Source organism: Saliterribacillus persicus (assembly GCF_003337485.1).
GTDB classification, from domain to species: domain Bacteria; phylum Bacillota; class Bacilli; order Bacillales; family Amphibacillaceae; genus Saliterribacillus; species Saliterribacillus persicus.
Map to the genome: position 1 here is coordinate 156958 of NZ_QPJJ01000001.1, position 21210 is coordinate 178167.

At 36.2% G+C, this 21210-nt stretch carries 16 protein-coding genes; 1 reads left to right on the forward strand and 15 read right to left on the reverse strand.

What is annotated here, in order from left to right; all coding sequences use genetic code 11:
• Position 1: 1 nt before the first annotated feature.
• The 3 genes from DFR57_RS00670 to DFR57_RS00685 form a co-directional block, all read right to left on the reverse strand.
• Positions 2-670 (reverse strand): ABC transporter ATP-binding protein, encoded by a 669-nt coding sequence (locus DFR57_RS00670; RefSeq protein WP_114351207.1) that lies wholly within the window; start codon positions 668-670, stop codon positions 2-4.
• Positions 671-689: 19 nt separating this feature from the next.
• Complete coding sequence (locus DFR57_RS00675; protein ID WP_114351208.1) at positions 690-2336, reverse strand: ABC transporter permease; 1647 nt, start codon at positions 2334-2336, stop codon at positions 690-692.
• Between the two features lie 756 nt (positions 2337-3092).
• Positions 3093-4172, reverse strand: coding sequence for a Fe(3+) ABC transporter substrate-binding protein (locus DFR57_RS00685; RefSeq protein WP_114351488.1), 1080 nt, complete (start codon positions 4170-4172; stop codon positions 3093-3095).
• A gap of 242 nt (positions 4173-4414) precedes the next feature.
• Between DFR57_RS00685 and DFR57_RS00690 the strand changes: the two genes are divergently transcribed.
• Positions 4415-5989, forward strand: a complete 1575-nt coding sequence (locus tag DFR57_RS00690; RefSeq protein ID WP_170132863.1) for a plasmid pRiA4b ORF-3 family protein — start codon at positions 4415-4417, stop codon at positions 5987-5989.
• Positions 5990-6105: 116 nt separating this feature from the next.
• Here DFR57_RS00690 and DFR57_RS00695 read toward each other — a convergent pair whose 3' ends face one another.
• From DFR57_RS00695 to DFR57_RS00750, 12 genes are all read right to left on the reverse strand, one after another.
• Positions 6106-6741 (reverse strand): pentapeptide repeat-containing protein, encoded by a 636-nt coding sequence (locus tag DFR57_RS00695; protein ID WP_114351211.1) that lies wholly within the window; start codon positions 6739-6741, stop codon positions 6106-6108.
• Positions 6742-6862: 121 nt separating this feature from the next.
• A complete protein-coding gene (locus tag DFR57_RS00700; RefSeq protein WP_114351212.1) occupies positions 6863-7240 on the reverse strand; it encodes a hypothetical protein in 378 nt (125 codons plus the stop codon).
• A 336-nt stretch (positions 7241-7576) separates the two neighbouring features.
• Positions 7577-8695, reverse strand: a complete 1119-nt coding sequence (locus tag DFR57_RS00705) for a Gfo/Idh/MocA family protein (protein ID WP_114351213.1) — start codon at positions 8693-8695, stop codon at positions 7577-7579.
• Positions 8696-8772: 77 nt separating this feature from the next.
• Positions 8773-11040, reverse strand: coding sequence for an alpha-xylosidase (gene yicI / locus DFR57_RS00710; RefSeq protein ID WP_114351214.1), 2268 nt, complete (start codon positions 11038-11040; stop codon positions 8773-8775).
• Positions 11037-12731 (reverse strand): glycoside hydrolase family 2 protein, encoded by a 1695-nt coding sequence (locus DFR57_RS00715; protein WP_114351215.1) that lies wholly within the window; start codon positions 12729-12731, stop codon positions 11037-11039. The genes yicI and DFR57_RS00715 overlap by 4 nt, the downstream gene beginning before the upstream one ends.
• Before the next feature lie 47 nt (positions 12732-12778).
• On the reverse strand, positions 12779-13408 hold the full coding sequence (locus DFR57_RS00720) for a YesL family protein (protein ID WP_114351216.1): 630 nt from the start codon (positions 13406-13408) through the stop codon (positions 12779-12781).
• A gap of 20 nt (positions 13409-13428) precedes the next feature.
• Positions 13429-14319 carry a carbohydrate ABC transporter permease gene (locus DFR57_RS00725; RefSeq protein WP_114351217.1) on the reverse strand — a complete coding sequence of 297 codons (891 nt, stop codon included), beginning with the start codon at positions 14317-14319 and terminating at the stop codon, positions 13429-13431.
• Positions 14320-14337: 18 nt separating this feature from the next.
• Complete coding sequence (locus DFR57_RS00730) at positions 14338-15228, reverse strand: ABC transporter permease (RefSeq protein WP_114351218.1); 891 nt, start codon at positions 15226-15228, stop codon at positions 14338-14340.
• Between the two features lie 75 nt (positions 15229-15303).
• Positions 15304-17016, reverse strand: a complete 1713-nt coding sequence (locus tag DFR57_RS00735) for an extracellular solute-binding protein (RefSeq protein ID WP_114351219.1) — start codon at positions 17014-17016, stop codon at positions 15304-15306.
• A 175-nt stretch (positions 17017-17191) separates the two neighbouring features.
• Positions 17192-18583 carry a response regulator transcription factor gene (locus DFR57_RS00740; RefSeq protein ID WP_114351220.1) on the reverse strand — a complete coding sequence of 464 codons (1392 nt, stop codon included), beginning with the start codon at positions 18581-18583 and terminating at the stop codon, positions 17192-17194.
• Positions 18552-20303 carry a sensor histidine kinase gene (locus DFR57_RS00745; protein ID WP_170132864.1) on the reverse strand — a complete coding sequence of 584 codons (1752 nt, stop codon included), beginning with the start codon at positions 20301-20303 and terminating at the stop codon, positions 18552-18554. Before DFR57_RS00745 ends, DFR57_RS00740 begins: the two co-directional genes overlap by 32 nt.
• A 293-nt stretch (positions 20304-20596) precedes the next feature.
• Positions 20597-21199 carry a class F sortase gene (locus DFR57_RS00750; protein WP_170132865.1) on the reverse strand — a complete coding sequence of 201 codons (603 nt, stop codon included), beginning with the start codon at positions 21197-21199 and terminating at the stop codon, positions 20597-20599.
• Positions 21200-21210: the final 11 nt, after the last annotated feature.

Consider the following 21210-nt stretch of genomic DNA (forward strand, 5'->3'; position numbering starts at 1 on the left):
CCTATATCTTCACTGTACATGGGTAAGCAAAACCATGTTCCATCCGTAAAATTCTATCAGCGATGGCATTCGCATCCTCACGGTCATGTGTAACAAAGATCGAGGTGATGCCAGCTTTCTTAATAATTTCACGCAACTCTTCGCGAATTTTAATTTGGAGATCAGCGTCTAAATTACTAAAAGGTTCATCAAGTAGTAAAAGAGAAGGCTGTGGTGCTAAGGCCCGCGCTAAAGCGATTCGTTGTTGTTGCCCACCACTTAATTCATAGGGATATCGTTTTTTAAAATCCACCATATTAATTAGCTCTAGCACTTCATCTGCTCGTTCCTTCCGTTCTTTTCGTGGAAGCTTTTTTAATCCAAAAATAATATTATCGTAGACATTCATATGTGGAAATAAGGCGTAATCTTGAAAAACCATGCCAATTCCTCGTTTTTCTGGAAGAACAAATCGACTTTCGTCTGACATTACTTCGTTGTTTATTTTAATTACTCCACTATAAGGAACTTCTAAGCCACAGATAATCCGCAAAAGGGTACTCTTTCCGCTTCCACTTGCTCCCAAAACAGAAACAATTTCTCCTTTTTCCATGGTGAGGAAAAATTTTGCTAACGTAAAATCCTTTTGATTTGGGTAATGAAAAGCTAAATCTTTTATCTCAACAAACATGATCTCACCTCCAATTTATCTAGGATCTTCTTTCATCACTTTCTAATACTAAATGAAAAATAAGAATCGCTATTGCAGTTATAACGATGATCAAAATCGAAGCTAACGCAGCTTCATGAATTTGTTCATCTGTTGCATACTGAAAAGCTTTCGTTGATAGTGTGTCAAAATTAAATGGTCTTAAAATAAGGGTTAGCGGAAGCTCTTTTAAAATATCCACAAATGCTAGTATAAAACCACTTAAAATTGGCACTTTCATCATCGGAAAATCGACTTTCCAGAATGACTTTGTAATATTCATTCCAAGCATGCGAGATGCTTCATTATATTTAGTACCGATTTTTTCAAAGCCTGCTTCAATCGAATTATAACTGACAGCAAGGAAACGGATGACATAAGCAGAAATCAGCATAAACAAGCTTGTACTTAAAAATAATACAGAATCAATCCCGATAAAATTATATATTTCGCCTAGTAGAGCATCGATTTCAAGAAAGACTGTCAATATTCCAACAGCAATAACTGCACCAGGAATCGAATAGCCAAGAATTGTTACACGTGCAAAGGCATTGGAAATTATACTTCGATGAATTCTCGCAAAATTAGCAACCACGATGGAGAACACGACAATCATTAAACTACCAATCACCGCTACAAATAAGGAATTTTTAATTAAGGATAAAAAGACAGGGTCTGCAATCTTATCATAGGTTAAAAGCATCCAATCCACGAGTTGGATAAAGGGTATTAAAAAGCCTAAACTGAAAACAATCATACAGTAACTAAACGCTGTCCATGCTCTCCATTTGGTAAGCCTTAACGGTTTGAGCGGACGAATTTTCGTTGTAGTATAACTAAAATTTTTCCGCCTACGTAAAAAGCTCTCTAGAAAAAGAATCATAAAAATAATGATCATTAAAGTTGCCGCTAATTTTATCGCAGCTGCTAAATCTCCCATGCCAAACCACGTCTGGAAAATGGCTGTTGAGAAAGTTGGTACACCAAAATATTGCACCACACCGTAATCATTTAGAACCTCTAAAATAACGAGACTTGTGCCCCCAACAATCGCAGCTCGTGAAATCGGTAAAATAATTTGAAAAAAGATTGCTAGATTACTGCGGCCAAAGAGCCTAGCATTTTCAACGAGAGCTGCTGATTGATTGGCAAGATAAGCTCTCGTCACGGTATATACATATGGAAACAGAAAAAATATAAAGATAAACGTCGCACCTGGCAGGGTCATGATATCAAAATATACTTGGTCGACAGTTATGTCAAAGCGATTTCTAAGAGTCGTTTGAATCACGCCAGTGTAATTTAAGATACCATTATACGTATATGCAGCGATATAAGGCGGAATCGCAAGCGGCAAAATCAATGCCCACTTAAAAAAGTTTTTCCCGGGGAATTGGTAAGCACTGATAAGCCATGCCAAGCTTGTCCCAATAAGGATTGTTCCGATACTTGTGAAAATGATTAATAATGTTGTATTTTTTAATAGTTCAGGTAAAATATGTTCCTTTACATGGGCCCAGTTTTCACTAGACTCTACAAAGAAACTAATAAAGATGGAGATATTAGGCGCGATTACTAACAATACAATAATTACACTTAAAAGCGTCCATATATTAAAGTAAGGCGTCCATTTTCTTAATTGATTCATAATGTGTACTTCCTTCAACTTCAGCAGTGATATTTTTTCGACAAAACACTTTTCAATAATTGTATCACATTAATGAGATACTTCCATACGTTCTAGTTTAGCTTTGCTCTCGACTTTTGCGATTTGTTCTCGACTTTCGCGATTTGTTCTCGACTTTCGCGATTTGTTCTCGACTTTCGCGATTTGTTCTCGACTTTTGTGATTTGTTCTCGACTTTTGCGATTTGTTCTCGACTTTCGCGATTTGTTCTCGACTTTCGCGATTTGTTCTCGACTTTCGCGATTTGTTCTCGACTTTCGCGATTTGTTCTCGACTTTTGTGATTTCCTTGCAACTTTCCAGATTTCCTTGCAACTTTTCAGATTTCCTTGCTACTTTTCAGATTTCCTTGCTACTTTACGGATTTCCTTGCTACTTTACAGATTTCCTTGCAACTCTCCAGATTTCCTTGCAACTCTCCAGATTTCCTTGCAACTCTCCAGATTTCCTTGCAACTCTCCAGATTTCCTTGCAACTCTCCAGATTTCCTTGCAACTTTCCAGATTTCCTTGCAACTTTCAATTAGAAGCCTTTAACTAATCTAATAGTAAAAGAGTCGAGGCATTGCCGTATAAATATTAAAAATCATTGGTGTGACACTTTTTATATAGAAATTTAAATCATCGCGTGTTTGCATATGTACATAGAGAACTTCACTTAATACTAATTAAAAAAGCTATTCATGCTGCAATTAAGCAGATGAATAGCTTTGTTTTTCTTATTCCCAACCGACTTCATTCATAATTTGAATTGCACGGTTATTATGTTCACCAAGTTCTGCTAAATTTATATCCTGTTCTTTAAATTCGCCCCATGTTTGTAGAACTTCAGCCGCTTCTACATTTGGATTAACGGGATACTCATAATTTGCCTCCGCAAACTGACCTTGCGCTTCTTCAGAAGTAAGAAATTCAACGAATGCTTTTGCATTCTCAGTGTTCTTACTGCTTGTGGTAAGTCCAATTCCACTAATATTCACGTGTGTTCCTGCTCCATCTTGATCAGGGAAGATCACACCTAATTGTTCTGCTACTTTTACTTCTTCTTCGTCTTCTGAGTTTAACATTCTTCCTAAGTAATAAGTATTCATCACTGCCACATCACCTTCATCAGCAGCTACTGCCTTCGCTTGATCGCGATCGCCACCTTTTGGTTCACGTGCCATATTTGCTAAGATTCCTTCTGCCCACGTTTTTGCTTCTTCTTCTCCATCTAAAGCAATGAAAGAAGCCACTAATGATTGGTTATAAACATTAGAAGAAGAACGGATTAAAACTTTACCTTCTGCCTCAGGTGCAGTTAAAGATTCATACGTTTGATAATCTTCTGGGTCTACTCTATCGGTATGATATGCAATAATTCTAGCTCGTTTTGTAAGACCTATCCAATAGTTCTCAGGATCGCGATATTTTTCTGGTACATTTTCACTTACAACATCACTTTCTAATGGTTGTAATAAGTCTGCTTCTTTCGCTCGGTGCAGTCTTCCAGCATCCGCAGTAATAAATAGATCAGCTTCTGAAGCCTCTCCTTCGCGCTCAAGACGAGCAATTAGTTCATCGTCTTTTCCTTTAATAACATTAACCTCGATGCCAGTTTCTTCTGTAAATTGATCATACAAGGCTTGATCTGTGTCATAATGACGGCCTGTATATAAGTTCACAACACCAGCATCAGCTGACTCATTGTCAGTTACCTCTTCCTCATTATTACTCTCTTCACTAGTTTCAGTTTCATCTGTATTTTGATTTTCTTCACTAGTTTGTCCTTCATCATTGCCACAAGCTGTTAAAAGCATCGCAACAACAAAAATAAATAATCCCAAAATAAGTTTTCGATTTAACAATTTCTCCACCCCTAAATTAAATGATAACGATTTTCAATCTCAAAGATGATTTTATCCGAAAGCCCTTGTTTCGTCAAGTGGTCTTTTTATTTTATAGCTGGTGTTTAGAAACAATATTCCCACTATAATTGACAGTACTCCCAACAACTTTCATACTAAAAATTAATAGAATAAAAGAGAAAGGTTGTGCTCACGTGATCTATCAACTAAAAATAAGTCTAAACGGCGCAAAACCACCGATATGGCGCAGAATATTAGTAGAAGATGATACCGATTTTCAAAATTTACACAATATTATCCAATTAGCCTTTGATTGGGAGAATGCCCATCTCTATCATTTTTATTCACCAATTTTCCAAGATGCTCACGGTAGACCGATTTTTATTGAACCTTCCGACGAAGGACTCCATCAGTTCGATTCCATTAACCATAGATATTTGGATGAAGAAGAAGTGCTATTATCTGACGCTTTTACGCAAATAAAGGATAAAGTAACCTACACCTATGATTTAGGTGACAATTGGGAACATACGATAGAATTAGAGAATATTTTAGATAAAGAGGCAGATAAAACATATCCTATATGCACGGGAGCCCGTCAGTTCCCTCCAGAGGAAGATAGTAAAATGGGACCAGAGATACGTCCTTTATACACAGATCTAAAACCGAAAGAAATTGTAAAATATGTGAATCAACAATTAGAGCCCATACAGGAATATTATGCTCCCATGGACGTAACGGCAAATATTCCTATTGAAGAGTGGCAAGAACTTTTTGATCTAGCTGACAAACTATACAAAGTGAAGCCTTGGAAAAACATAGCTGATGAACAAATCATTGCCATTTGGAATCCGGAATTAGATGATTATGTCTATTGCTCCGTTATGGGGAATGCTGGCATCATGGAAGGTATTGCGTGTTATCCGGGAAAAGACGGATTAATGTCACTTATTCAAACTATATTTAATCATGATAACGAAGAAGAGTTAGATGTTGATTTAATTATGAACCAGCGAACGATTACATTATCCTTTGATAATAAAGATATGTTAGAAGAAAATGACATTTCGCTGATTGAGGAAGTTGGAAGAAACTATCGTGGGAAAAAAGGCTGGCCATCCTTCTTAATGCAAGAGCCCGGTTATCTTCCTTGGCAGTTAACCCATGAAGAGGTATCGATTTTAAAGCAGACAATTCCTCATATTATTGATATTTCAAAAAAAGTGAACGAGGGTAGCTTAAATTTCGACACAGCAACTAGTAAGTGGTTTGCTCGTAATTTAGATTCTAAAGGGAATTGGCGGGATGATACTGTTGATCCTAAAGACCAATTTGATCAAGCAAACATGATTCCTAACCCGCCATTATTGATTTCAGAAATAGAATTAATGCGAGTGAAAAAGCAATTTGAAAAAATCAACCATCCACTAGAACTCGATTTTGTTCTTTTTCCAGAGCCTGTCCAAGAAGGCCCAAATGATCGAGGTTTCTTTCCAGAATTAATGCTTGCTGTGGACAAAAAATCAACTCAAGTAATTCATCATGAAATGTTTCCGCCTTCTAAAGATCCAAAGAAATACCAAGAAGATTTTGTTTCTATGCTTGTTAAGAATGAATTTATTCCAAAAGAAATCTGGATGAGGAATGAGAAGTTTATTGCCTATTTAAAACCAGTACTGAACTTTTTTTCTATCAAATTAATCGAAGTACACCACCTCGAAAAAATGGAGGAGCTACTAACCGAAATGGAAGAGGATATGTCATTCTAGACTAATGGTACGTAGCGATTTTTTACTTACCAAAAAGGAACAAATCAAAAGTTGATTTGTTCCTTTTCTTTATTTTAAATTCATTAAAAATTGTAGTAGCTTATCTTTTACTTAGATTAATCAACCACTTCTAATCCTAACAAACTAGCAAATTGAATGGCTTGATAAGAAGACACCTTACATCCTTTTAAATCCTCTACAGAGAGAATAATGGATTCAAAAGTTGAGGTACTAATATCAATCCCTTTTAATGAGGTTCGCTCAAAATTAACGCCATCAATATTACAAGCTTTTAATTCAATCCCCTTAAATTTGCATTCATAAAAGTCTGAACTTTCTAAGGCACAATTTTGAAAAGAAACCTTTTCGAGCTTCGACTCACCAAATGCTACTAAGTTTAAAATAGAATCATCAAAGGTGATATTGCCAAGGTTGGAATGAGTAAAATCGACACCTATTAATTTACAATTAGAAAAGAGAGTTCTGTGTATGGAAGACTTGTTCATTTTTGTATTAGATAAATCACAATTTTTAAAAATGACATCTGTGATATCAATATTCGAAAAATCGGTATTGTTAAATCTACAATTTTTAATGATCACTTTATATAATCGAATTCTAGGCAACACTTCATTTTCAAAAATCGATTCATTAACCTCACATAATTCTAATTCTGGATCTTCTTCCTCATAAATTTCATGGAAATTTTTAGAAGGTAAATTAAATGATACTTTAGGTGCGATAACTTTCATTATAAAACCTCACTTTAAATAAATTCTCATATCATCTACCATAAAGCTTTATCTAGTAGAATAATAGTCTTTTCTTTTATGAGAATTTATGTACAACGATAATTCTCTCGATGATTTAGGTTTATGAGACCGCTTCTTTCTTGAGTACACCCATACCAATTAAAATCACCTTAGCATCGTTATTTAAATAGCCTTCTGCTTCACGTAGCATAAAAAGTTGAGGACGCTCTTTAACCATCAGCTTCAATCCACGCAGATCAAATTTTTCAGCATAAATATTGATGGCATGGATAGCTGCCATATCCTGTTTAGATAAGCCTTGATGACCAGAATCCACACGATTCTTCACAAAATCATAAAGTTCTCTCGCATTCCGGTTCAACAAATGCTTCCTCCCATCCAGCACATCTAAATTCTTCTCCATATACTTTCTCGCAGCAATATAATCCATTTCATTCATAGCATCATTAATCAAACCAATAATCTCTTTAATATTCATGTTAAAACACCTTCCTTTTGAAGTTTGGTGCCTGTCACCTGTCGAACTGTGTCGGGCATCTGTCGAATTTCATTTTACCATAAATAGTTTAAAAGAACTAGTAAAATAATTATTTTTTTAAATATTTTATTTTTATTTGTGGGTACTTACTCATACTTTGGTTTATTTTGTAGTTCATATAACTCAGTTTAATTAAGGCTTACGCTATTTTTCTATTAAAAAAACTTATCCATAAAAGGTATGAATAAGCTCTTTAACATTTCTTATTTTATTTAGCTTTCTTTACTATTAATCTTATAATAATAGCAAATATACTAATCCAAAGATATCCATGTTTTATTCTTCGATTTTTCGTTGCAGCTCCAACATAAAACTATTTGCGTCTACCGGCAAACTTACCTCTTTATTAAGCCAATCTGAAAGATATAGGGCATTTGTAATTTCTACACTATTTATCCCTTCTTTTCCTTCTGCTACAGGGGATTCTATTCCATTTATGTGCTTCACAAAATTCTTAAAAACTTCCTTGTATACATGAACAGATTCCTTACTGAAATCTATTTTTTCTTCTTCATAACTTATATGATCATGAATATTTTTGACTTTTTCGGGTTCTATTTGTTCACTCCATTCTTTCTCATTTCTCTCCATTTTTTTAACAGTTATAACCGAACTATTTTCTACCAAAATCTTAGCTTTATCGGTCAAAATTTCTAATCGATCTGTTCCAAGTAGATCATGTGTACAAGCATCCATTACTACATTTGCCCCGTTTTTGAGTCGCCATAAGAAAGACACGTCATCATCCGCTTCGATATTTCTTTGTGACCCATACTTTAGTTGAGCAGACACATGTGTTGGCATTCCAAATAACCATTGTAGTAAATCAATTTGATGGGAAAGTTGATTAATTAAAAGGCCGCCGCCTTCTCCGTTCCAGGTTGCACGCCAGTTATTTTGTTTGTAGTATGATTCAGGTCGCCAATTTTTCGTAAGAATCCAATTCACTTTTCTAACTTCGCCTAAATCACCGCGAGCTAATTCTGCTTTCAAATACTGGTAGATTGGTTTCAAGCGTTCATTGTAAAGGATCGCATACGCTAAATCAGGAAATTGTTCAGAAATAGCATTAACTTCTCTAACTTCATGCGCGTAAACACCTGCAGGCTTCTCCACTAATACATGTTTTCTAGCCAATAAAGCTTCTTTAGAAATTGTAGGATGTAGATAATGAGGAACACAAATAATAACTGCTTGGACGTGACTATCACGCAATAGATCTCTATAATCTGTGAAAAATGCAATACGCTTATCAACTAGCTGTGATTTATTGCTATCTCTAGCACTTACAGCAACAAGATCAAGGCCAATATCTACATCTTCCGCTATCATGGAAGCATATTTTTGTCCCTGCAAACCAAAGCCAATGATACCCACTTTTATTCTTGTCAACATAATCACCCTCCTTCATTCCTATTAAAAAGAGTAGAAAGCGAAAAGCATCTGCGCTTTTCGCTTGGGTAATTCCCTTATTAAATTAATTCGATTTGGCAGCTTGATTCTCCTTTTTCCACCTTAATTTTCTTCATTCCTATCACATCCACATAAAAGCCCTTATCTATACCAGACGTTTCTATATGCAACACATCACCTTCTCTGCGCATACCAACAGCACCGATTACTTTCCCAGAGACATCTACCAGATTTCTAGTTATAGTCGATCCTTCCATAGGTTGATAGACTTTAAAAGTAATTTCATCTGCATAATCATAGACTGGATTGTCTTCAGATTTACCAACAGGTAGGATAGTATTTTCCCGAACAAATAAAGGTAGACTGAAATAATCATACTTTTCTTTGATCCATGTTCCACCCTCTATAACTTCTCCACTTAAATAGTGTGTCCATGTCCCTTTTGGTAGATAAAAAGAACCGATACTATCTTCATTAAAAATTGGCGCGACCAACATAGCATCCCCTAACATATACTGACGATCTAATGTTTCACAAAGGACATCGTCTGGAAATTCGAGAAGCATCGAGCGCATCACCGGAATACCTGTTTCCTTGTTTTCTACTGCTTTTCCATATAAATATGGCATTAAGCTATTTTTTAATTTAGTAAATTTGCGTGCGACCTCAACCGCTTCTTGATCAAAGTTCCATGGCACACGATAGGACGAACTACCGTGAAAACGACTATGACTAGATAGCAAACCGAATGCAGTCCAACGCTTAAACACGTCTGGCGTTGCTGTATTTTCAAATCCACCAATATCATGACTCCAATAGCCAAATCCGGAGCTGGTTAACGATAAGCCTCCACGTAAGCTCTCTGCCATTGCATCATACGTAGAATCACAATCTCCTCCCCAATGAACAGGGAATTTTTGACCACCGACTGTTGCAGAACGTGCGAAAACGACAGCTTCCGCTTCTCCTTTTTCCTTTTTCAACAGGTCAAAAACAACTTCATTATATAAATACGTATAATAGTTATGCATTTTCTCTGGATTGGATCCATCATGATATACGACATCTGTCGGTATCCGTTCACCAAAGTCCGTTTTAAAAGAATCGACACCCATATCAAGGAGTGCTTTTAGCTTTGATTGGTACCACTTGCAGGCATCCGGATTACTAAAATCAACAATTGCCATACCAGGTTGCCAGAGATCCCATTGCCAAACATCTCCATTTGGACGCTTGATTAAGTATCCGTTTGCTTTTCCTTCTTCAAAAAGGACCGATTTCTGAGCAATATAAGGATTGATCCAAACACAGATTTTTAACCCCTTCTCCTTTAATCGTTGGAGCATTCCTTTTGGATCAGGGAAATTATCGGCATCCCAGATAAAGTTACTCCACTCAAATTCCTTCATCCAAAAACAGTCAAAGTGGAAAACACTGAGTGGGATTCCCCGTTCCGCCATGCCATCAACAAAATGATTGACCGTTTCTTCATTATAATCCGTGGTAAAGGAAGTCGATAACCACAAACCAAACGACCATGCTGGTGGAAGGGCTGGTCTACCTGTTAAATCTGTATAACGGCTGATTACTTCTTTAGGGGTAGGACCATTGATAAAGTAATAATCCAAATGCTCTCCTTCTACACTGAATTGTGCTTTTGACACCGTCTCAGAGCCAAGCTCAAAATCAACCGCTTCTGGGTGATTAACAAAAACACCATAGCCTTTACTACTTAAATAAAACGGAATGTTTTTATAGGACTGTTCTGAACTTGTACCGCCATCACGATTCCATATTTCTACCGACTGACCATTTTTTACATATGGTGTAAAACGTTCGCCAAGACCATAAAGGTGCTCTCCTACACCTAACTTTAATTGTCCGCGCATATAGGTTTTATCTTCTGGAGCTTCAATCCAGGCTAGACCCTTACTATCCATGCTAGTTAGCTTATTTGTGGCATTCTCTAAATCTATCTGAAAGGATTTTTTATCGATCGTCACTTTAAGAGTACCGCTAGAAAAAGTTACTTTATTTTCAGCATGTGAAAGGCTTATCTTTCTTGAATCACTTTTAACATTAAATCTCGGAAAAGCTTCTTTTCTTCCCATGTAATGCCAGGTTTGAACGCGCACAACATCCTCAGCGGGTGAAGATAATTTGATCGTAAGAACTGGCCCTTGAAGCGTATCTCCACGGTGATTAATAAAACGACATGGGGCATACAGTGTTACACTATTATCCGCTTCTGAAACCTCATGCACTTCTTTTGGAAAATGTATCTGATATCCGTCTTTGACTAGCCAATTTCCGTCTGTAAATTTCATGATTTTTTATCTCCCTTTTTCCAAATTTCTTGAACGGTTTGATATGCAAGCTTCGGTCTTCGGTATGTATCAACCATTCCTTTTTGATTCATCGTTCCTGCTCGCGTTAATAAAAACCCTAACCCCTCTGTTACGCGACAATCGGCAAACTGCCAAATCAACATGCCGCTAATATACGATTTTTCCTCATAGGCTTTTAGATTAAGTCTTATTATTTCCGCTTGTCGTTCCTCTGTCCCTTTTACATGTGTTGGACTTCGGTAACCGTATATACCATCTCCGCCAAACTCACTCATAATCATTGGTTTACCTTTTCCACCTAATTCTTCTGCCCATTTTTTAGCTTCTTCTACTAATACTTTTGGATCTTCGTCTGTGTACCACTTGGGATATAAATTAAACGAGCAGATATCTACCAAATCAAAACAGAGCTCTTCTGCTCGGTGGTGTGATGCGAAAGTAACGGGCCTACTGTTATCTAACGCTCTAATTTGCTCGATTTGTTCTTTATACATCTCTCTTCCTTCTTCTGTATTACTCGCACACTCATTTAAAATTCCCCAAATGATAATCGATGGATGGTGAATATGGTTCGTGACCATCTCTTCATTTACTTGAAGGCACTGCTCTTGAAATTTAGGATGTTGCATACGCTCCAAGCTTAGCCCTCTTGCATGATTCTCTTCCCATACAAAGAAGCCCATCTCATCACACAGGTCTAAAAACAACTCATCATTTGGATAGTGGCTGGTTCTTACTGTATTTGCACCCATATCCTTCATCAATTCTAAATCATGTACCATCAACGTTTGGGAAAAAGAAGCGCCTACTTGCGGATGATCCTCGTGCCTATTAAATCCTCTCATCACAATGTTCTCCCCATTTAATTGAATATGCCCATCTAACGTTGTAATCGTCCGAAACCCGATTCTATCGATTTGATCATCAATAGGTTCAGAAGCTTCGCCTCGATATAAATTTAGCTCTAATTCGTATAAGTTCGGCTTTTGGGATGACCATTCACGTATATTTTGTATTGGAATAGAACGTCTAATCATTACAGTTTTACCCTTTTCAACTTCAGAAAATGGCGTGATCACTCTAGTGTCAGCAATCGTTGCTTCCATTCTTACCTTTTGTCTCTCGTCTGTTAGATTAGAAATATGCGCTTCTAATTCCAAGTGCCATTCATCATCTACTTTTTTTGGTATGGCTTTCATTTTTTCGATATAACAATCTGGAATCTCTTCTAATATTACCGATCGAATGATGCCACCATACGTATAATAATCATTGGGAATATGCAGGGCAGAATCCTCTGTAAATCGATTATCTACCAAAACCTCCAGTAAATGTTCCCCTCCGTCTACGTTCGGAAGTAAAACAGAAAAAGGGGTATAAGCATTATAGTGCGTGGCCACTATATTTCCGTCAACCAACACAGTTGCTGTATGACTAACCCCTTTAAACTCGAGTCTTATATTTGTTTTTTCCTTCACTTCGAAATATTTTCGATAAATGGCCTTCCCTCGATAGGTAAGAAATTCCGGATGCATCTCCCAGCAGCTCGGTACAGGTAATTGATATCTTTTACTGGATAATTTGTCTGAAGCATTAATAGTTTGGAACTCCCAGAGTCCGTGTACTTCTCTATTCTTTCGTATGCGGTGTCTTTGAAAAAGTCTGATCATCCTGTCAACTCCAATATTTCTGTGATTATTTTAAAGCGTAAAGATAGCTATTCCCTTGCCATCTCTGAAAAATGCAGCATTCTTTCAAACGAGATGAGTGCACCTTTCATCATTACGAGTATAAACAAGCTAAAACCAAAGAATGGAAGTAAGCCTGGAATTACGGTGAATAAAAGATAGAGCAGCACTACCGTTACAACTAAAATAATAGTCAGTAACGGCATCGCAAACATGCACAGAAAAGCATTTTTAAACAATTCGATGACCTTCATGTCAAAATGCACATACATCGGTAATAAATAAATCAACATTCCCAAAAACAATATATTTACGGCGAGGAGTGGATAATAGGTAAGGCGAATCGCGTCATGCTGAATCACTTCAGCAATCGACATGTTAATATAAAGCAATCCGCCAATCAGTACGACTATAAAACCGACGAGATTACCTCTTATAAATTCTCGTTTGTAAATTCGCCAGAAATTTTTCGTTATCGCTATATCACTGTACCCGGTCAACCATTTTCTGAATATCGAAAAGGCTGCAATAATAGCAGGAAAGAACCCGAACAAAATCAGTCCTAGCAAGGAGAAAATGATCACAAGAATATTAATATAAGCGGTCCTTATAATGATATCGGTGAAGCGATATATTCGTTCTAAAGCAAATGATTCCATAGTATCCCTCTTTTACTCTTCTATTCTTTTACAGACCCAAGTGTTATACCATGAATGAAATAACGTTGTAAAAATGGATAAACGACTAAAACTGGGATCATCGCAATAAAGATTTTTGCAGCGTCTAAGGTTCGATTCGACATTTCACTCATTCGTTTATATTGATCTTCTGTCATTTGAGATGGATCTATTGATACTACTAATTGCTGAATATAGGTTTGAAGCGGATAAAACTCTTCTCTTGTCATAAATATTAAGCCGTATAAAAATTCATTCCAATGATACACAATACTAAATAAAGTCACGGTAGCAAGCACCGGTATCGAAAGTGGAATAAATAGCTTAAACAAGATATACCATGGTCCCGCACCATCAACAAGTGCTGCTTCTTCAAGAGATTTAGGTAAATTTCTAAAAAAGTTTATCGTGAGTATTATATTGAAAACAATCGTCTGAGCTCCACCTACTAATACAAGGGCCCACACACTGTTCATTAAATTCAATTCTTGGATCGTTAAATAAAGTGGGATTAACCCCCCATTAAATAACATGGTAAAAATAACAGTCCACATAATCACATTTCGACCTCTGAAATCTTTTACTGTTTTTGATAGAGGGTATGCCATTAATGGTACGATAATAAAGTTAAGTCCTGCCCCTAAAACGACACGTTGAATTGATATCCAAAACGATTTAAAAAATTGTGTGTCGCCTAAAAGCTGTTGATAGGAGGTTAAATTAAAATCTACCGGCCAAAGTGTGATGATGCCTGCTGCAGCCGCTGATTTCGAACTAAGTGACACAGATAGTGTATACCATAATGGCAAAATACACGTTAAAGCAATCGAACACAATATAACGATCAGTACGATATCAAATATTTTTGCTGACAATGTTTTATTTTTAACCATGATATGTTCCCCCTCCCATTAAAAGATTCTATAGTTTGTAAATTTATATGCCAGGTAATACGACACACTAATTAAGATAAAGCCTGCGACTGATTTTAATAATCCTACTGCAGTTGCTAGCTCATATTGAAGATTTAATAACCCTGTTCTGTATACCCACGTATCAATAATGTCACCTGTGGAATAAACAAGCGGATTATATAGGTTGAAAATTTGATCAAAGCCTGCGTTTAATACATTCCCTAAGCCCAGTACTGCTAGTAACACGGCAGTTGTTCTAATACCAGGTAGCGTAATGTGCCAAAGCATTCGCATGCGTGATGCACCATCAATACCTGAAGCTTCATATAAAGCAGGATTAATACCAGTTAACGCTGCAAGATAGATAATCGTATTAAAACCAAACTCCTTCCACACATCACTTCCAACTACTAAGAATGGAAATAAGTCCGCTCTACCGAAAAATAGAATCGGCTCTACTCCGAATACACCTAATAATTGGTTAACCGGACCTTGGTATGCAAATATATCTAACATTACTCCACCAAGAATTACCCATGATAGAAAGTGAGGTAAATAAACAATTGTCTGAATCGAACGCTTCAAACCGATATACCTTAATTCATGAAGCATTAAAGCAAACACTAAAGGAACAATTAAGTTTCCTATTATTTTCATAATCGCAATAAACATCGTATTAAAAAAGATAATTGGGGTATCATTTAATTGGAACATGTACTTAAATGTCTCTAGACCAACAAATTCAGAATTAAAAACCCCTTGACCTGGATTAAAATCTTGAAATGCAATGATGATGCCAAACATCGGTATAATACTGAAAATAAATAACCAAACAAAACCTGGAAGCATCATCAAATAGTAATGTTTGGCAAAGCCTTTTGCTTTCATAATAAACGCTCCCTCTTTGCTAAGTTGTGAATTGATAGAAGGCGCCGAAAAGCTTCGACGCCTTTAAAATTTAAATCAATTTACTACTTCTGCTACTTCCTCTGTTATTTGATCTCCACCTTGCTGCTTCCAATCCTCTACAAATTGATCAAAGGAATCTAATGGTTCAGAGCCCATAATGATTTTTAAGAAGGTTTCATCTTCTAATTTCTTTAAGTTCACCCAACGGCCTTCCATTGTTTCGGTTTGCGAATAAATTAAACTTTTAACGCCGTTCACTTCTGTATCAACCTGAGGTGCTGTACCAACTAAAGCAGAATATGCTCGAGTAAAGCTAGTCGAAGAAATATCCCAATATTCGATATCCATATTGTCATATGGCTCAAGCTTCGTATCAAAAACAGTATCTACATCGTTTTTAATTAATTTATAAGCAGGCATATCATAAAAATCCTCAGGTTCCTTGGTTCCAGCTAACACTTCACGCATGGCAACCGTAGTAACTTCCATTTCATCAGCAGGAGCGTAAACGAGTCTTAATGGATAATGACCCGGTCCACCGCCACCTTCCATATGATCAAACTCTGATTCATGGGCAAATAAATTGTTTAATATTTTCATTGGAGCTTCAGGATGCTCATAACCTTTTCGAACCACAACATACGAGCTTGTTGGTGTACTTAAGTGTGGTGTATACTCTCCGTTCTCGTCTAATGGAACAGCATATGACTGCCAATTAGCTTCTGGGTTTTCTGTAACCGCATCTGTTATCGGTCCATAAGGCATCCAGAAAGGTCCAGAGAACATTCCTGTTTTCCCACTAATAACAGATTCACCAGAATCTTCTCTTACTCCCATTTCTCTATCAATTAAACCTTCTGCATACATATCTCTAAGTGTTGCTAAAGCATCTTTTGTTTCAGGTAAAGTTGAACCATAAACTGGCTCCCCGTCCTCACCTTCGATCCAATAACCTGGATACGCATGGTGTGCGGAAAAAATACCATCAAAACCGTATAAATTATTGGTTGATTCTAAGAAGTTTGCATATAATTTATTGCTTGTATCTGGACCTGCTAGACCAATCGTATCGTCCTCACCATTTCCATCAGGATCATCTTCTACAAAAGCTCTTGCTACTTCTTTTAATTCCTCTAAAGTCGTAGGTGGCTCAAGTCCAAGTTCATCTAACCAATCTTTTCTGATCCACATATTGTGGATACCATCCGCGGATGCTTGCGAATTCGGAATCGCCATTATTTTACCGTCAAATGTTACGTTTTCTAATGCAACACCATCTGTACTATCTATAATTTCTTTGATTGCAGGTGACGCGTAGTCTTCATAAACCTGTGTCAAGTCTGCTAATTGATCCGCTTCTACCATTTGTCGTAATTCAACCGGACCAACGATCATTGCATCAGGTAAGTCATTACTAGCAATTGCCAAACTTACTTTTTGGTCATAATTGGCAGGAGATGCTGTAAAGGCATGTTCCATATCAATATTTAAATTTTCTTTCACATGATTCACATACTTGTTATTAAGCGGTGTCTCGCCCTCTTCTAAACTCGTATCCGTTGGATCAACCTCCTGGCCAATCGCAATTGTAATCGCTTCCTCATATGCTCCAAAAGGATCTGCATCCTCATCACTAGCTGTTTCTTCCGTAGTTTCTCCATCCGTCCCCTCGGACTCTTCATTCGTACCAGCATCATCAGAACATGCTGCTAAAAGTAATAAAAATAACAAAATAAGTAGAGCGAAAATTTTCCCCTTCACTTTCATGTAAAACCCCTCTTTTCCTTTAATGTATTTCTTACAACTCTAATGATACCAATAATGTAAACGCATTCAATAAGTCAAGTGTGTCCAGTTTAAAGGGGTTAAATGTTTACTTTTTTTGATAAGTTTACTCATTCTTTCACAAAGAAAACAATTGTCTAACTATTAAAGAACATATTTACTCCTCTTTTTGTTGTTTTCTATATTCACTAGGCAGAAAACCAGTCGACTTCTTAAATACTTTACTAAAATACTTTACATCAGCGTAGCCCACTTTTTCTGAGATAACAGATACCTTCTCACTCGTAAACAATAAGAAGTTTTTCGCTTTTCTTATTCGTGCAATCCTTACATATTCATTAAATGTATTCCCTACTACCTGTTTAAAGCACATGGAGAAGTAGCTTCTGCTCATATTAACGTCCTTTGCAATTTCATTTGCAGTAATCGATATATTTATCTTTTTTTCAATAATTTGTATTGCTTCAATAATACACGCCGTCGTTTCTTCTGATACTGATGTATAAAAAAGCTTTTGATTAATAATTTCTTTGGTTTCTTTAAACCACGATTCTACTTCTACCCAGCTACTAAACTCATCAGGTAAAGTTAGGTCGATGGAAAGAATGTCTGCATAAATACGTCTGCATTCATGAATAGTCAATAATAAGAGTCCCATTAGTTTACTCTTTGCTAGTCCTAATTCTTTTAAATCGTATAATGTGCGTTCTAATAATTCATCGCTACGGCACCACTTTAAAGAGATTAACTCTTCTTTTAATTTCTGCACATCTTCATTTGAGGCTCGTCTCCTTATTAAATTGGCACTTTTTAACGTGAAAAATGATAGGAATCCTTTTTGTTCTACCTCATAAAATAGAATGGAATCTTTATACTTTCTTACAAAGCTTTCTAGTTCATTCACTTCTAGCTTATTCTCGCTATCAATTTCAACTAACAGCACCTGTTCATTAGAATGAATGGTTGAAGAAATTTGCTCTTTTAGTTTGGAAGCATCTAAGTCATAGTCGACATATAATACATTTACTCCTAGTACCAGCATCGAAGCAGTCTGAAATGTATTTCGCAGGTTCCTTTCATACTTATCAATCTCTTCATCCGTGATAACAAGATAGCCCTTGTTTACTGCTTCTATGTCCGTTTTACCTGTTGTCATAATGGGATCTTCGTCCATTTTAATACGGTCATGAATTCTTTTTAAGGTTTTATCCATTTGCTCATTATCGAGTTCTACTTTCGCAATGTAGTCAATCGCACCAAGGCGCATGGCTTCTTGAATATAATCAAAATCCCGGTGAAGGGATAAGACAACGACATGAATGGCTGGATATTTTTCCTTGACCTTCCGTATTAGTTCAGTTCCTGACATAATCGGCATTGCTAAATCGGTGATGATTAAATCAACGTTCTCAGTTTCTAAAAACTCCAACGCTTTCTCACCGTGCTTCGCATCACCAACCACTTTCATATCAAAAGCTTCCCAATTAAAAGATGAGATTAAGCTTTTTCGCACTAATTTATCGTCCTCTACTAATAATACTCGAATCACTTTTCTCCCCTCCATTTGGTATATATAGAATAACGCTTGTTCCTTTGTTTATAGTACTTACAATTTCGATTCTTGCTTTTTTATGATAGGTTTTTTCTAGTATTCTCTTTACATAATTCAAACCAATTCCCATCCCTTGCTTCTTTTCTTCTAGCTGATCTGTATATAGTATTCTATTAATCTTCTCCCGAGACATTCCTCTACCATCGTCCTTTACTTCAATCATAATTTCATGATTGTGAAGCTGAATATTTACGTCAATTTGTCCGTCATCTACCAAGCCATGATAGATCGAATTTTCAACAATTGGCTGAAGAATAAATCTTGGGACATAAGTATTTAATAATCTATCATCAAGGTAAATATTGATGTTATAGGTGAAATCATAGCGTATTTGCTGCAGCTGTAAATACTGCTCCATACTATCTAATTCATCCTTTAAAGTTGAGGACTGGCCTAACTTTCCCATGTTGTAATAAAGAATTTTATTTAAGGAAGAAATGAGATGGATTACTTGATCTTTTTCACCTGAGACAGCTAGCCATCTTGCGGTATCTAGGGTATTCATTAAAAAGTGTGGATTAATTTGATGAAGCAGCTTTTCCACCTCTAAATCCGCTCTATTCCTTTCTTTTTGCTCGATTTCTGTGATTAAAGTGGAAATTTGTTTTCTCATATACCGGAAACGATGAGTTAAATCTATAAATTCAGGAATTGATGTTTGGACAATTTCTGAATGAAAGTTACTGTCTCCCATCAACTTTACTTCTCTATTAAATTGATTTAGTGGTTTGTAGAATGTTTTCCATAATAATAATCCTACAACTAAACTAATCACGACGAATAGTATGGCAATATAAATCATCATAATAATCCACTGATTAATTTCTTCGTTGTACTGTGAAACAGAAATTAAGGAAACGATGCTCCATCCTCGTTCTGTATCTTCTCTAAACCAATAATAGCCATCTGTTGTACCATAATTTTTATTACTTTGGGGATTGAAGGTTTGATTGATGGAGAACGCTTTTTCTTGTTCGGAGTAAATGATTTTTTTATTTTCATCCAATATTAGATAGCTTGTTTCATTAATAACATTATCTGATTCTAGTATATTTTTTGTTAAATCTAGGTTAGATTCTATATACAAATATACATTTTGAGAATAATTAATATCTAATTCCCTCACAGTAGAGAGAACGGATTTATTATTAAACCTTTCCATACTTACGTGAGGACCAAAGTTATCAATCTTATATCCTTTTATAAATAATGGGTCATTTCTTAAAGTAAAATCATCCTTAGCCCAATGGCTGTTAAATACGTAACTATCATCCTCTTCTATATACAAAAGAGAGAGCCCAATATTCGGATTACTAAATGTGATGACATTTAATTCATTCTTTATTTCATCGTATAGTTGGGTTTTTTCTAGTGAGGGTTCTAGTTTAAGATAGTTTTCTAATGTAATGTTTATATTCTCCGAAAAATCGATTTGTTGCGAAACATAGTTCATGTCATCAATCGTATTTTCAAGTGTTAACCTGATTTGATTTAAATTACTGTTAAAGGTTGTATTTAATTTATTTGTTAAAATCGATGACATAGTGAAGTAGGAAAAAACCACGGTAAAGAGAAGCGGAATAAAAGTGCTTACTGCAAATACAATCGCTATACGACCTTTCAGACTCATCTTCTTGAACTTATTTATAAGCTGCACTATCGCAAACACTCCTTTCTTAGATGCAAATTCAAGAAAAACCTCACAGAAGAAACCGGTTTCTTTCAATTGAAAACACTTACACCAAATTTTAATTAACCATAGCATTAATTAAAAATAATTTCAATATAGGTTTGATTTGGGAAGTGGTGCCTGTCACCTGTCGAATTTTCTTTATTTGGATTTGGTACCTGTCAAATATTCGAGTTAGACATTTATGTGTTTATAAAACCATGCAAAAAAGCTTCCTTTTTATTAAAAAAGGAAGCTTTTTATTCCAGCCCATATTGGATTTATTCGATTATTTCTGCTAGTTCGGTATAGATGACTAGGCGTTCTTCGTGAGTTGCTAGTTCTTTGTTATACAGTCCTGTACAGCTTACGACGTTCAGGTGTTGGCCATTTGACTCACCGAACACTTCATTTACTGGAGCTTCATCCGTCAAGTAGCTTTGTGTTTTCTTTACCACGTACACAAATACTTTCCCGTCTTCCCCCGTAATTTCTATTTTATCTCCTGCTACTAAATCCTTTAAATAAAAGAATACTGCGGGTCCAGTATAATCGTCCACATGCCCAGCTAGTACTGTATTTCCAACTTCCCCCGGTTTTGCTCCAGGTTCAAACCAAGCTACTTCCTCCCCGTTATCCGGAACTTCCATTTGAGCCTCTTCATTTAATCCAGTCGGAACGACCGGTGCATCAAGTTGGATTCTTGGAATTGCAATTCGGGTTGGAGTAATAGATTCGATTACAGAATCTTGTTCTTTCGTTTCTACTTTTTCAGAAAAATCTATTTCATTTAAAGGAATACCTTTTTCCCCACTATAAACATGGTGTTTCATTGGTGGAATATTATTTGCTTGTACTTCGTCATCAAACGTTGTGTAAACCACGATGGATCCTC

Bases quoted from the DNA above. Each gene is read 5' to 3' on its own strand.
- DFR57_RS00725 (WP_114351217.1), bottom strand. From the start codon at position 14,319: ATGGTTAAAAATAAAACATTGTCAGCAAAAATATTTGATATCGTACTG.
- DFR57_RS00685 (WP_114351488.1), bottom strand. From the start codon at position 4,172: ATGCTTTTAACAGCTTGTGGCAATGATGAAGGACAAACTAGTGAAGAA.
- DFR57_RS00715 (WP_114351215.1), bottom strand. From the start codon at position 12,731: ATGATCAGACTTTTTCAAAGACACCGCATACGAAAGAATAGAGAAGTA.
- DFR57_RS00730 (WP_114351218.1), bottom strand. From the start codon at position 15,228: ATGAAAGCAAAAGGCTTTGCCAAACATTACTATTTGATGATGCTTCCA.
- DFR57_RS00675 (WP_114351208.1), bottom strand. From the start codon at position 2,336: ATGAATCAATTAAGAAAATGGACGCCTTACTTTAATATATGGACGCTT.
- DFR57_RS00735 (WP_114351219.1), bottom strand. From the start codon at position 17,016: ATGAAAGTGAAGGGGAAAATTTTCGCTCTACTTATTTTGTTATTTTTA.
- DFR57_RS00700 (WP_114351212.1), bottom strand. From the start codon at position 7,240: ATGAATATTAAAGAGATTATTGGTTTGATTAATGATGCTATGAATGAA.
- DFR57_RS00695 (WP_114351211.1), bottom strand. From the start codon at position 6,741: ATGAAAGTTATCGCACCTAAAGTATCATTTAATTTACCTTCTAAAAAT.
- DFR57_RS00720 (WP_114351216.1), bottom strand. From the start codon at position 13,408: ATGGAATCATTTGCTTTAGAACGAATATATCGCTTCACCGATATCATT.
- yicI (WP_114351214.1), bottom strand. From the start codon at position 11,040: ATGAAATTTACAGACGGAAATTGGCTAGTCAAAGACGGATATCAGATA.
- DFR57_RS00705 (WP_114351213.1), bottom strand. From the start codon at position 8,695: ATGTTGACAAGAATAAAAGTGGGTATCATTGGCTTTGGTTTGCAGGGA.
- DFR57_RS00670 (WP_114351207.1), bottom strand. From the start codon at position 670: ATGTTTGTTGAGATAAAAGATTTAGCTTTTCATTACCCAAATCAAAAG.